The sequence below is a fragment of the Hydrosulfovibrio ferrireducens genome, from assembly GCF_046883345.1.
Lineage (GTDB): Bacteria > Desulfobacterota > Desulfobulbia > Desulfobulbales > Desulfurivibrionaceae > Thiovibrio > Thiovibrio ferrireducens.
In genome coordinates this window covers 15,049-28,445 of the sequence record NZ_JALKCW010000006.1, presented here as the reverse complement: position 1 = coordinate 28,445, position 13,397 = coordinate 15,049, and the positions used below count along the sequence as shown (strand labels likewise).

10 protein-coding genes and 1 pseudogene are annotated in these 13,397 nt (G+C 57.3%); 5 read left to right on the top strand and 6 right to left on the bottom strand.

Going from position 1 to position 13,397, the window contains the following annotated elements; translation table 11 throughout:
* Nucleotides 1–11: 11 nt before the first annotated feature.
* From MWR57_RS01595 to trxB, 4 genes are all read left to right on the top strand, one after another.
* On the top strand, nucleotides 12–1,340 hold the full coding sequence (locus MWR57_RS01595) for a porin family protein (protein ID WP_423123033.1): 1,329 nt from the start codon (nucleotides 12–14) through the stop codon (nucleotides 1,338–1,340).
* Between the two features lie 86 nt (nucleotides 1,341–1,426).
* Complete coding sequence (locus MWR57_RS01590) at nucleotides 1,427–4,138, top strand: FecR domain-containing protein (RefSeq protein ID WP_423123032.1); 2,712 nt, start codon at nucleotides 1,427–1,429, stop codon at nucleotides 4,136–4,138.
* 24 nt (nucleotides 4,139–4,162) lie between these two features.
* Entirely contained in the window at nucleotides 4,163–6,409 is a 2,247-nt protein-coding gene (locus MWR57_RS01585) for a CHASE2 domain-containing protein (RefSeq protein WP_423123031.1), read from the top strand.
* A gap of 189 nt (nucleotides 6,410–6,598) precedes the next feature.
* The gene (gene trxB, locus MWR57_RS01580) at nucleotides 6,599–7,540 is read left to right on the top strand and encodes a thioredoxin-disulfide reductase (protein ID WP_423123030.1); all 942 of its coding nucleotides are present in this window, start codon (nucleotides 6,599–6,601) and stop codon (nucleotides 7,538–7,540) included.
* A 138-nt stretch (nucleotides 7,541–7,678) separates the two neighbouring features.
* Here the strand turns inward: trxB and MWR57_RS01575 are convergent, their stop codons facing one another.
* The 6 genes and pseudogenes from MWR57_RS01575 to MWR57_RS01550 all read right to left on the bottom strand — a co-directional run bounded on the left by MWR57_RS01575 (nucleotide 7,679) and on the right by MWR57_RS01550 (nucleotide 12,459).
* Nucleotides 7,679–8,380, bottom strand: a complete 702-nt coding sequence (locus MWR57_RS01575; RefSeq protein WP_423123029.1) for a rhomboid family intramembrane serine protease — start codon at nucleotides 8,378–8,380, stop codon at nucleotides 7,679–7,681.
* A gap of 17 nt (nucleotides 8,381–8,397) precedes the next feature.
* Nucleotides 8,398–9,798, bottom strand: coding sequence for a sensor histidine kinase (locus MWR57_RS01570; RefSeq protein WP_423123028.1), 1,401 nt, complete (start codon nucleotides 9,796–9,798; stop codon nucleotides 8,398–8,400).
* 86 nt (nucleotides 9,799–9,884) lie between these two features.
* Nucleotides 9,885–10,421: a bifunctional pyr operon transcriptional regulator/uracil phosphoribosyltransferase PyrR gene (gene pyrR / locus MWR57_RS01565; protein WP_423123027.1), complete on the bottom strand. Its 537-nt coding sequence runs from the start codon at nucleotides 10,419–10,421 to the stop codon at nucleotides 9,885–9,887.
* A 35-nt stretch (nucleotides 10,422–10,456) separates the two neighbouring features.
* Nucleotides 10,457–11,023 (bottom strand): phosphoribosylglycinamide formyltransferase, encoded by a 567-nt coding sequence (purN, locus tag MWR57_RS01560; protein WP_423123026.1) that lies wholly within the window; start codon nucleotides 11,021–11,023, stop codon nucleotides 10,457–10,459.
* A gap of 231 nt (nucleotides 11,024–11,254) precedes the next feature.
* A pseudogene (locus MWR57_RS01555) lies at nucleotides 11,255–11,830 on the bottom strand (IMP cyclohydrolase); the annotation flags it as partial.
* Between the two features lie 239 nt (nucleotides 11,831–12,069).
* Entirely contained in the window at nucleotides 12,070–12,459 is a 390-nt protein-coding gene (locus MWR57_RS01550; protein ID WP_423123024.1) for an RNA-binding S4 domain-containing protein, read from the bottom strand.
* 179 nt (nucleotides 12,460–12,638) lie between these two features.
* Here MWR57_RS01550 and folE2 point away from each other — a divergent pair, with 179 nt between their 5' ends.
* Entirely contained in the window at nucleotides 12,639–13,376 is a 738-nt protein-coding gene (gene folE2, locus MWR57_RS01545; protein ID WP_423123023.1) for a GTP cyclohydrolase FolE2, read from the top strand.
* The last annotated feature ends 21 nt before the right edge of the window (nucleotides 13,377–13,397 follow it).

The window sequence follows — 13,397 nt, the reverse complement described above, 5'->3', positions numbered from 1 at the left end:
AGGTACCCGCCATGGCACAATTGAGATTCTTCGCTTTTGTCTTCATTGCCCTGCAGCTCTCTTTCCCGCCGATGGTGGTCGCCGCAGAGATGTCCGCGTCCTTCACCTTGGGCAAACAGTATTTTGACCAAGGCCAGTTCGAGGATGCGTACAAGGAGCTGCACAAGGCTTTTTTACAAGATCCGGCCGACCTGGAGGTCAATTTTTATCTCGGACGGGCGGCCTTCGAATCAGGACGCCTGGAAGAAGCGGTCATGGCCTTTGACCGAATCCTCATTGCCGAACCAGACCTGGCCCGGGCCAAGCTCGAACTGGCCCGCACCCACCTCCGCCTCGGCTCCCGCGAACTGGCCAAACAATATTTCAAAGAGGTGCAGGCCACCAACCCGCCGGAGCAGGTGTGGAAAAACATCCAAAACTTTCTGGACGTCATCGCTGCCTCGGAGCAGCGCCATTTTGTAAACGGCCTTTTCACCTTCGGCGTCAGCCATGACGACAACGTCAACGTGGCGCCCTCCGAGGGCAGCGTCAATATCAATCTTTCCGGCATCACCATCCCGATTACCATCGACCAGACACCCATCAGCGATCAGATCTACAACACCACCCTGGTGGCCAACCACATCTATAAATTCGAGGACAGCCCCTACGCCTGGAAAACCACGGCAGTAAACTACAATGCCTTTTACGAAAACCAGAACATCCACGACATCAACTTTCTGAGCCTCGCCTCCGGCCCTGTTTTTCAGGGGCAGAACTATCTCTGGCAGGTCCAGGGCATGGTCAATCAGGTCGATCTCGAATACGACCGCTACCAGGGCGCCTACGGCTTGAGTTCCAGCCTGACCTGGTTGGTGGACCCGACCATTCTCTTTAGCATCGGCGCCACGGCGCAACAAAAAAACAACTACCAGGACGGCGACCGGGATGCGGACAACTACCTGATCACCGCCGGTCCGATCTTCACCCTGGGCCCGAACCGGATCACCTTCGCTCTGGGCAAGGAATTTGAAAACGCCGCCCACGATTACAACAGCTATGACCGTTTCTTGGTCCTGACCCGCTATGACCGGCAACTGCCCCTCGATTTCGGGTTATTTGCCAGCTTCCGTTTCCAAAACACCAATTATGACAAAACCGACCCGCTCTATGTCAACAACCGCAGCGATGATGTCCTTGACCTCTCCTGCGGCGTATCGAAACAGCTCTGGCAAGCAGAGGACAAGCGTCACAGCCTGGCCGGCCAGATCAGCTACACGAACACCAAGGCGGAATCCAACGTCGCCCTCTATGAATATGACAAGAACGTAACCGCAGCGGAGCTGACTTTCGCCTTTTAACCATCTTTACAATGACTGCACAGGTTGAGGCCATGACCGCCACACACAAGACCTGCCCTACTCGCGCCTTTTCCGGAGGATCGCGCATGAAACAATCCATCACCAGCACCCTGTTCCTCGGTTTCTTCGTTTTCATCCTGGCCTGGTCGCCGGCCTATGCCGCGGAACAGGTGGCCACTGTGGTCGCGGCGCGCGGCGACGTGCAGGCCCTGGACGCCAAGGGCAAAGGCCGCGCCCTCACGATCAAAGCCCCCATCTTTGCAGACGACACCATCAAGACCAGGGAACACAGCCGGGTGCAGATCATGTTCACCGACAACACCCTGATCAACCTCGGCAATGCAACAACCATGAAAATCGCCGAATACCGCTGGCAGCCCGAGCAAAACGATGGCGCCCTCAAAACCCAAATCAAGGAAGGCACCTTCCGGGTCATGGGCGGGGCGCTGACCAAGACCGCGCCGCAGAACTTCAAGACCGAAACCCCCACCGCCACCATCGGCATCCGCGGCTCCATGTACGCCGGGGTTGTCACTCCGGAGTTTCTCTCCGTTGTCTTCCAGGGCGGCAAGGGCATCGACATAACCAACGCCTTTGGCACCGTGGAAATCACCAAGCCCGGCTTCGGCACCAAGGTGGCCATGACCAAGCCGCCGCTGCCGCCGATGAAATTCACGGCCAAGGAAATGGGTGAGCTGAACAAAGCCCTGTCCGGCAACGGCGCTGGGGATAAGGAAGAAAAGAAAGAGGAGAAAAAGGAAAAGGGCGAAGAAAAAGGCAAAGGTCCGGAAAAAGCCCCTGCTCCCAAGGAAGGAGGGAGTACCGCTCCGGCTCCTGATGACACAGCCACCTTCAACAGTTGGGGAGCGACCATGGACCCGGTCATGGAGACCGCGTCGCCCCTGGACCCCGTCACATTCACCCCCCCCCCTCTTGTTCCCCCGGTTCCGGACGATATAAAGAAGGATATCGTGGTGGATAACTCTCAAGACGACCAAACCACCACGACCACCGAGACCGCAGCCACCACGGTGGTCAACAGTACCGCTCTAGCGGGCAATTACCGCTCTTTCGCGCGGGACATCCAGTACGATGAATTTTCTGGCTATTATTCCACCTATCTCGCCTGGGATAGCGGCACCGTAAGCACCACCCTTTCCGACACCGGAACATTCCAAACCTCTCTCCTCAGCAGTGGCTCTTATATCAATCAAGTCCCTGTAGCGAGTTTTCTCCCGACCTTCGTGGCATACACCTATCTGGGTTACAACCCGACAATCTCAAGCTATGACGGCTTCACATCCTTTTCCGACACATTCAGTTACAATGACCCGGACCTAGGCCTGCTTACCATAGCCACCACCAATTATGCCGAACCATCCGGTCAATTCTTTTACAATACAACCTACTTTTCTACCTCAGCCTTTCTCCAAGGCTCGCTGGGTTACGTCGGCAGCCCCTCGACCAGCATCCCCACCGCGGGCATCAACATGTTCACCGGCCACCTCATCTACAACAACACCTCGGCGGCTTACCCCGATGCGGATCTGGAGAAAACCTCCATCGAGGTCAACTACTACAACCGCCGCCTCATCGGCCGCTCTTCCGACTTGGACGCCGCCATTACCAAATACGACGGCGCCATCTTCTTCGGCACCGTGAACAGCGATGGCACCGCCAATGTCATCATCCTGGGCGGCGGCGGGACAAGCGGAACGAGCCCGACAGCCACTTACGGCACAGCTTCCGCCAATCTGTACGGCAGCTTCAACCAGGGGTTGGGCTTTACCGCCTCCGGCGCCGATTACAACATCACCGACAACGTCCTGCACTCCACCTGGCAAGCCACCGGCGCCGCCTTCCGGGCCGCGACTACCGAAACCATCAGCGCCTACCCAACCGCTTCCATTGATTATACGGGCTTCGTCGTCGGTGTGGGAGACAATACCGCCACCGGCACGGCCAGCCGTATCTTCATGAACAACAGCCCCACCCTGGCCATGTCCATCAACCCGACCACCGGCACGATCAGTGGCTCCTTAAGCGCCAACGAACTGTCCGGCGGCACCCCGCTCAGCAATATCACCATCGGCCATGCCACGGATCTCACCAAGTCAGCCTATGTGCTCAACGACCAGATGGTGGCAATCCTTACCGATGCCGACCCCAACTATGCCTTAAGCAGTTACGGCAATTTCCTTTACACCGCCGGCCCTGACGCCCCGGAAATCACCAGTGCCCACACCGAATACCTGACCTGGGGCTACTGGGAAATGGGCTACACCGACCCCAACGATCCCATTGGCAGCCAGAGTAAGGACCACCTGTTCAGCTCCCAGTCCTTCTTTGTGGCAGGAGACCAGACCGATCCTACATACATCACCAACAGTCTCCTGAATACACCCTTCACCGGCACTTACACAGGCAAGGCCTTTGGTGTGCAGCTCGACAGCGACGGCCAAAACGCAACCCAACTCACCTCCGCCTCCGGCGTGAATAAATATGGCACCGTCAACCTAAGCATCAACTTTGCTAGCGCCACCGCAAACCCGGTTAACGGCACCATCAACTTCGACCAGGCCACCTTGACCATCAACTCCGCTGCCAGCACCGTAACCAGTGCCGGCTTCGCCGCCACCATCTCCGATGTTTCCACCATCGCGCCGACTTCCAGCGTGGTTAACGGCGCCTTCTACGGCGATACCGCCCAGGCAGTGGGCGGCAACTTCCACGCCCAAATGAACACCGGCGTCCGTTACCTTGGTATCTTCGGCGGAAGCCAAGCTCCTCCTAATTAATTCCGTGGAAAATAGCGCCACGAGATGATGATCCGCCACCGGCTCAAGCCATTCTTTACCCTCTCCCCCTTCAAGGTCGGCTGCCTGGTTACCCTGGCAGCCGTCCTGCTTTTCGCTTCCTTTGGCCAGCGGAAACCGGAGATTTTGGAAACTCTGGACAACCGGCTGACCGACACCATGTTCCGCTGGCGGGGTACGGTCAAGCCCAACCAGCCCATCGTCATTGTCGATATCGACGAGAAAAGCCTGCGGACCGTTGGTCAATGGCCCTGGCCGCGCAACACCGTGGCCAGGATGATTCACAATCTCGGCGCAGCCGGGGCACGGGTTATCGGCCTGGATATCGTTTTTGCCGAGGCGGACCGCACCTCGCCGAAAAACTTTGTCGACGAGTTGCAGCAGCTTCTACCGATGCAACTCCCGCCGGAAACCATGGCGGAACTGAAAGCAAAGGAGAGCCTGGATCACGATCTCGCCCTGGGCAAGGCTCTGGGGGCAACGCCCTCGGTGCTGGGCTATGTCTTCCAGACCCAGGATGACGGCCTGAAAAACCAAACGGACATTCCCTTTCCCTCCGGCACCACCCGCCTTGCTCCAGACAACCTGCGCTACGAGGATATTTCCCTGTTCCGGGCCTACCGGGCCATCACCAACGTAGTGGCCGTGGCCCAAGGGCGAAGCGAAGGCTTTTTCAATGTGTTCCCCGATGCCGCGGGCACGGTGCGCAAGGTTCCTCTCTTCATGATGATGGACAACATCCCCTACCCATCCCTGGCCATGGAAATGCTGCGCATCGGCATCGGGGCGCAGGAGACGACCATCCAGGTCTCCCGGCAGGGGCAAACCTACCCCAGGGACGTCCTCGGCGTTGAATTGGGCACAACCTTTATCCCCACCGACGAAAAAGGCCAGATCACCATAAATTTCCGGGGACCGGGTCAGACCTATCCCTACCTTTCCGCCGTGGACATCCTGGCAGGCAAAAACCTGGATCGGGTACAGGGCAAATATGTCCTCATCGGCACCTCCGCCGCCGGTCTTCTCGATCTCAGGGCCACGCCCTTTTCCAACATCTATCCGGGGGTCGAAGTCCACGCCAATATCATCGACAATATCCTGAGCCACGATCCCTTCACCCACGACATCTTCACCGAAATCGGCATCACTTACGCCCTGCTGCTGATCGGCGGCTTTGGATTAAGCGCGTTGCTCGCCTATGCCACTCCTTTGGCCGGCGGCCTGGGCGGCCTGTTGCTCATCCTGGCCACCCTGGCCGGCAACTATTTTTTCTTTTTCAGCCACAGCCAGCTTGTCGGCCTCTCCTATCCGCTGCTGACCATCCTTACCATCTTCCTGGTGGTCACCCTGTTCAACTATTTTTTCGAAGGGAGGCAAAAACGCTTCATCAGCTCGGCCTTCGGCCATTACGTTTCCCCCCAGATCGTGCACCAGCTCATGGAGCACCCGGAAAGGCTCTCTCTGCAAGGGGAGCAAAAAAACCTGACCGTGCTCTTCAGCGACATCAAGGGCTTCACCACCATCTCCGAAAAAATGACCTCCGAAGAGCTGGGCCGATTCATGAACGAGTATCTCACGGCCATGAGCCGGATCGTTTTAGAAAGCAAGGGAACGGTGGACAAGTTCATCGGCGACGCAGTCATGGCCATCTGGGGCGCACCCCTTGAGGATGATGACCATGCGGCAAACTGTGTCCGGGCGGCGTTTACAATGATGGCAAAACTCAAAACACTCCGGGCGGATTGGCAGAAACGGGATTTACCCGAGGTGGACATCCGCATCGGCATCAATACCGGAATCATGAGCGTGGGCAACTTTGGCAGCGACCAACGCTTTGACTACACGGTCATGGGCGACAACGTCAACCTTGCTTCCCGGCTGGAAGGCGCGAATAAAGCTTACGGCACCAACATCATCATCTCGGAATACACCAAAGCAGCGCTGGGAGAAGGATTTTACTGCCGCCTCCTCGATCTGGTCCGGGTCAAGGGCAAGGAAATGCCGGTGCGGATATACGAGCCCCTCTGCGAGGGCGAACCGGAGCCGGAGCTAAAAAAAGAAACCGAGGCCTTTACCGAGGCCCTGCGCCATTACGCAAACCGTGAATTTCAAGAGGCGACGGAAATCATCCTCGCCCTCAACACGACAACACGCTTAAAAATTTACGACCTCTATCTCGATCGACTCGCCCATTTCGCGATCAATCCGCCGCCGGACGATTGGGACGGCTCCTTCACCTTTACCAGCAAATAAAGGACGGAATACTCGTAACAACCACCCTTCGACAGGCTCAGGGCGAACGGAGTTATATCTTGATAAATGGATATTCCGTTCGTGCTGAGCCTGTCGAAGCACCTGTTTAAAGCAAATCCAGGGCTACTCAAGAGTCCATCAACAGACAAACCAAGAGCCATCCTGCACCCAGCATTAGGAGGACTTACCATGCCGGAATCCACCATCCATGACCTTATCATCATCGGCGGCGGCCCTGGCGGCTATACCGCAGGCATCTATGCCCAGCGGGCCGCCCTGAAAACACTGCTCATCGAAAAGGGCATCCCCGGAGGCCAACTCAACAACACCGACGAGGTGGAGAACTGGCCTGGCACCGAAAAGATCAGCGGCGCGGAACTGGCCGTGAAATTTTCCCAGCATGCGGCCGCCTATGACCTTGAGGTGATGAATCGCGAGGTTGTTGGTATTGAACCCGGCCGGGATCGCCACACCGTCACCCTGGACAACGGCGAAACCCTTGCCACCCACGCGGTTATTCTTGCCACCGGCGGCAGCCCGAAAAAGCTGGGCATTCCAGGGGAAGACCAGAATTATGGCCGGGGGGTTTCCTACTGCGCCGTGTGCGACGGCTTCTTTTTCCGCGACAAGACCGTGGTGGTGGTGGGCGGCGGCGACAGCGCCCTGGAGGAATCCCTCTATCTGGCCAAGCTCGCCAAACAGGTGTACATAGCCCATCGCAGGGACGCTTTCCGGGCCGGGATGATCCTGCAAAAAAGGGTATTGGCTGAAAAACGGATCACCGTACTCTGGAACACGGTGCTGGCTGAGATCCAGGCGGATGGTCAGGGGGTGAACGGGGTGATCACCAAGAATACCGTGGATGGAACAACCGCCCCCCTTGCCACCGACGGGGTTTTCGTCTTTATCGGCTTTGAGCCGAACAATTCCCTGGTTCCGGCGGGAACCAAGATGAATGCCAACGGCTATGTGATCGCTGACGACAAATGCGAAACCAATACCCCGGGCATCTTTGTTGTTGGGGATCTCAAGGAAAAATACGCCAAGCAGATCGTCACTGCCGCTGCGGATGGCTGCACAGCGGCCCTGGCCGCGGCCCATTATGTGGAGAACAAAAAGGGCGGGGAATGAGCGGAAAAATATCCGCCTTCCGGAGTATGCTGATTCCATTTCAAAGCGACAATACTCTTACGAAACGCAGAAGCGGCTTCAGCCGCGATATCTTGCGGTTTCGCGGCTGAAGCCGCTCCTACAAGCTGCGCTTTCAAATTACCCCCGCACCTGCCCTGCCTTTTTCCCGTTGCCCCGCTTGAAAAAATACAGCAGCAACACCCCGGCCACAAAGCCGCCGACATGGGCCCACCAGGCAACCCCGCCCTCGGCCAGCCTGCCCACCGCCACCTGCTGAACAGCGCCTTGCAGAAACTGCATGAGAAACCAGAAGCCGATAAAAAAGTAGGCCGGAATCTCCACCAGATAAAAAAGAATAAAGATCGGAATAAAGGTGAGAATCCGGGCCTGGGGATAGAGGAGAAAATAGGCGCCGAGCACCCCGGAAATGGCGCCGCTCGCCCCGATCATCGGAACCTGGGCCTGGGGATTGGCCCAGAACTGGGCAAAGGCGGCGCCAACCCCGCAGAGAAGATAAAACACCAGATAGCGGCCATGCCCCATCCGGTCTTCCACATTGTCGCCGAATATCCACAGCATCCACAGGTTGGAAAAAACATGGAGCACGTCGCCGTGGAGAAACATGGCGCTGAAAACCGGACCGTAGCTGGCAAGGGAGATACCGTTTCCCGTCAGTTCCGCGACGAAACGAGCCGGAACAAAACCATGGGCAATGATAAAGCCTTCCAGTTCGGGGCCAAGGCTCAGTTGATAGACGAAGCAGAGGACATTGACGACGATGAGCCAGAGATTGACCACGGGAAAATGCTGGGAGGGAATATCATCCTTGAGGGGGAACATGCCGGGGCAATTCCCCCTCAGCTCTGGTCAACAAGAACGTTGTTCGGGTCTGGCAGGGGCAGGATGAAATAAAAGTTGTTTCCCTCTTCCGTGGCTTCGTAGCCGGCGACGCCGCCATGGATCTCCACCACCTGCTTGACAAAAGCCAAGCCATGCCCGGTGCCGGGCACGGCCTTGCTCCGTTCGCCCCGGACGCCATCGGCAAAAACCGTTTTCGCCTCGGTCTCGGAAAGATGCTCGCCGGTGGTGAAAACATTGAATTTGACCGCACCCTTGCCTGGGCCGAAATAATCGGCAAGCAGCTCCCGGCCATAGGCGATGGCTTTTCTCGCCCTCCCGTCGCGGCTTATTATTTCCCCGGTGTACTTTACCGCGTTGGAAAAAAGATTGGCATAGACCTGCGACAGCAGCCCGACATCCACCCGCAGAAAAAGTTCTTCCTCCTGCATATCCCGAGGCTTTTCCACCGCAATCCCCCGGGCCCCGAATCTGCTCAGAAAATGATCGAGTTGCGGAGCGACAATCTCCCGGTCAATGGAGCATTTCCTGGGGCGCAGCACGAAACGGCCCTGGGCAAAGTGATCGCGCCTAAACAGGCTCTCCAGGAAAAGGCTGTAATTGGCATGGTGCTCCAGCAACTCCCGGTGATTCTCAAGCAAGCTCCGGTGCAGGCTGCTCACCTTGCTGATCACCAGCTCACAGCTTCCGCTGGGCACCCCCTGGGCGGCCTTGAACCCGGCTATCATTTTTTCCAGTTCGTCGATATCCCCGATACGGGCTTTGAGCTGGTTGAAGAGATGCTTGAAATACATGTTGGGGGTGATGACGTTGTGCTCAATGTCCATCACCAGATTGTTGATAAACCGCAGATGCCTGATGTTTTCGTGTGAAATCAGACGATTATGCAGATTGTAGCCGATGCGGTTCGCGTATTTGCGCAAAAAAAACCGATCGGCCTTGGAGATCTTCTCCAGGGGATAGACCTCAAGAACCCCCATGACCTGCATGTTGATGGGTTGCTGCCCTTCGTCCTGCGTTTCAGTGGAGGGCTTGCTGTGAATCGGCACCAACAGCGAATGCTCGCCCTCGTAGTTCTTGAAGCTCAAACGGACATGGGGTGGGGCAGCAACCGGTTTTGCCCGCAGCCCTTTTTTGCTTTCGCAAACAAGAACCAGCTTTTCCTTATCCTTGTCAAACAGATAGAGGCGGCTGTGCAAGCCGAGAAACTCGGAAAGGGCTGCCACGCAGACCCGGTAAAAATCCTCGTTGGAGTCGAATTCCTGGGCAAGGTCGAAGAACGCCCGCAACAGGTCGTTCTGGGCAGGGCTAAGGTTATAGCTCGCGTAATTTCGCTGCTTTTCCCTAATCCGCAGCCTGATCTGCTGCAAATCCATGCTTGACTGGGGTTCCTGGCTCATGATTTCCCTGACCGGCAAGAGCGTACTGCATGATTTCCCTAGGCTACCGAAAGCATTGTATCACCTGAGCCGGCACAGGCAAAAGACTAATCCCGGCCAACAAGCACAATTTCATCACTCCCGCTCTTTTCGGCAAGGCGCACATGGATATGCTCATCGGCCTTGACCGGGATATCCATCCCCACATAATCGGGCTGGATCGGCAGCTCCCGCCCGCCCCGGTCAACGAGAACAGCCAGTTGGATGCACTGCGGCCGGCCGATATCCATCAGGGCGTCCATGGCGGCCCGGATGGTGCGGCCGGTAAAGATAACATCGTCCACCAGAACGACGACCATCTCCTCCATGGGAAAGGCGATGCTGGTTTTCTTGACAATGGGATTCTGGCTGGCCAGGCTCCAGTCGTCGCGGTAGAGCGTGATGTCCAGGGTGCCGGTGGGCAGCTCGATCTTTTCCCGGTCCTGGATCAGCTTCTGGATCCGATCGGCGAGAAAAACCCCGCCGGTATGGATGCCGATGATGGCCAGGTTGGCAACCCCGTGGTTGTTTTCCACGATCTGCAAGGCGATCCGGTGCAATGACCGGTCTATGTCCTCAGCCGACATGATCCGTTTTTCCATCATTTTTCCTCCAGGATTAAAAAACAACACCCGCCGGGTTACGGCCAGAACGAATCGATGCCCCGCGCCACCACCGTGTTGATCGCCTCGGGATATGCCTCGCATTCGGCATCAAAAACCTTATGGGCGATATCGTCAGGAGTGTCGCTCTCGTCAAGCTGCACACATCGCTGGACCACAATCGGCCCCTCGTCATACACCTCGTTGGCAAAATGCACCGTGCAGCCGGTCACCTTGACCCCGCGCGCCTTGACGGCCCGATGCACCCGCATGCCGTACATCCCGGCCCCGCAGAAGGAAGGAATCAGCGAGGGATGGATGTTGAGCACTGCCCGTTGCAGATGGGGCGGGGGCTGGTAGAGCTTGAGATAGCCGGCCAGCAGCACCAGCTCAACCCCGTACTTTTGCAGGATGGCATTGGTGGCCTCATTGTCCTTGGCATGGAAGGCCGGATAGTCGTAGTTTTTGGCCTTGGTCAGACCCAGGGCATCGGGCACGTTGGAGACCACCACCTCGATGCTTCCCTGCATGGCGCCCGTGGCAATCCGGTCATGAAAGTTGTCCAGGGTCCGGCCGGAGCCGGAGAGCAATACCGCCATCTTCATTTGCGCCACCTACTTGAAATGTAGTGTTTTCTTTTCGCATCCCCCCTCCCTTGACGGGAGGGGGTTAGGGGGCGGGTGAAGTAACAATGTGGGCGTCTCCGTAACGAGTTCCCCCCCACCCTAACCCTCCCCCGCGAGGGGGGAGGGGACTAGGTTTCTTGTCGATTCAAGGGGTAGAAAACATTAGATACTTCCCTTGAAATAGGGGTTGGCATCGACATCAACGCTCTTCAGCCAGTTGACGATGGCAGTATCGTAGGCGCTGGTCAGGGCAAAGACCTTTACCGCCAGGCGGAAGCGGGTCTTGAGGGTGGTGTTGCCGGTGGCCTTGATCTCGGCAAGCACCTGCGGGTAATCAGCCGGATCGACGATCACCGTGACATCCTGAAAGTTTTTGGCGCTTGAACGCAGCATGGTGGGGCCGCCGATGTCGATGTTTTCGATGGCCTCGCCCAGGGTGCAGGCCGGGTTGGCCACGGTTTTCTCAAAGGCGTAGAGATTGACCGCCACCAGGTCGATGGGTTGCAAGCCATGCTCCTGCATCTGCCGCACATGGTCCGGATTGGTTTTCTGGGCGAGAATGCCGCCGTGCACCTTGGGATGCAGGGTCTTGACCCGGCCATCGAGCATCTCCGGAAAGCCGGTGAACTCGGAAACATCCTTGACCTTGATGTTGTTGTCCCGCATCTTCTTGGCGGTGCCGCCGGTGGAGAGGATCTCGATCCCCAGTTGTTCAAGCTCGCGGGCAAACCCCTCGATCCCGGATTTGTCGGTGAGACTGATCAATGCCCTTTCTATCTTTTTCATGGTTTTCTCCTGAATGCCATATCAAAATTACTGCCCTTCGACAGGCTCAGCACGAACGGGCATTGCCTTAACGCATTGATATTCCGTTCGTGCTGAGCCTGTCGAAGCACCTGTTTGAAGCAAGTTTCGAGTTGCGACGACCCCGCAAACCTTGCACCGACACTGTAACGCAAAGAGGCGAAGACGCAAAGCAAACAGATGGGCAGGCGAAAAAAAGCCGTCCTTGCCGCCCCCGAGCCTTATTGCTCTTTTTTGGTAAACCTCCTGATCAAACGCCGGTCCCGCTTGCCTGGCCGCCCTGGCGGCGCAGCGCCAACAACCCGCAAGAGCCGCCGGGTTTCCCTTGCCTCGGCGCGGGCAGCGATGCTTTCCGCCGTTTCCTCATAGAGGAGTTGCGCTTCCGGCGCACCCCGCCGCTGGGAGCTGAGAGCCCGGACCACGATGGCGAATTCCTCCTGCTCCTTCTGAATCCGCACCCTATCGCCCACAGCCACCAGCCGGGAGGGCTTCACCCGCAAACCGCCCACCTGCACCTTGCCCCCGGCCACTGCCTGGGAGGCCTGGGCGCGGGTCTTGAAAAAACGGGCGGCCCACAGCCATTTGTCCAGCCGGACCTGCGTCTCTGTCATCGTTAATTCCCCCTCCCCCATTGCCTTCAACCTACCACAGCTCAGGCCCTCGGGCCAAGCCCCATCCGCGGCCTGGCGTGCTCCTTATGCCATCTGGCTGCCCAAAACGGCCATGTTATTTTTAGACAATGGCTTACCGCTTTCCGCACGCAAGCAAATGGTGTATATATCTGGGCACCATGAAACTCAATACCGTCGGCATAAAAGATATCAGGTATCCGGTGCGGGTGCGCGAAAAATCCGGAGGCATGCAGGAGACCGTGGCCAGCATCAGCCTGCAGGTCAGCCTGCCGAGCCAGTACCGGGAATCCTGCGTCTCCACCTTCATCAAGGTCCTGAACACCTATCAAGACGAGATGAGCAACCGGATTTTCCGGAATCTACTGGCCGAGGTGAAAGAAGAGTTGCGGGCGGAATCAGCCCATGTGGAGATGACCTTTCCCTATTTTCTGGAAAAAAAGGCACCGGCCACCGGCACCCCAGGGCTCATGGAATACACCTGCCGGTTCACCGGCGGCATCGGCAAGGATGAGGATTTCATCCTCTCGGTCTGGGTGCCGGTGACCACCCTGTGCCCCTGCTCACGCGAGATCAGCGATTGCGGCGCCCACAACCAGCGGGGCGAGGTGAATCTCACTGTCAAATATTCGGGATTTATCTGGATGGAAGAGCTCATCGCCATGGCCGAGGCGGGCGGTTCCTGCGAGGTGTATTCCCTGCTGAAACGGCCGGATGAGAAATACGTGACGGAAAAGGCCTACAACAACCCGATGTTTGTCGAAGACGCGGTGCGCAAAGTGGCGGAACAGGCCATGGCCCATCCGGCCATCACCTGGTTTTCCGTGAGTGTGGAAAGCTTTGAATCCATCCACAAGCACAGCGCCTATGCCTATGTGGACAGCGACGAGATCCGCTGAAAAGTAACCGCGGGCAGCACC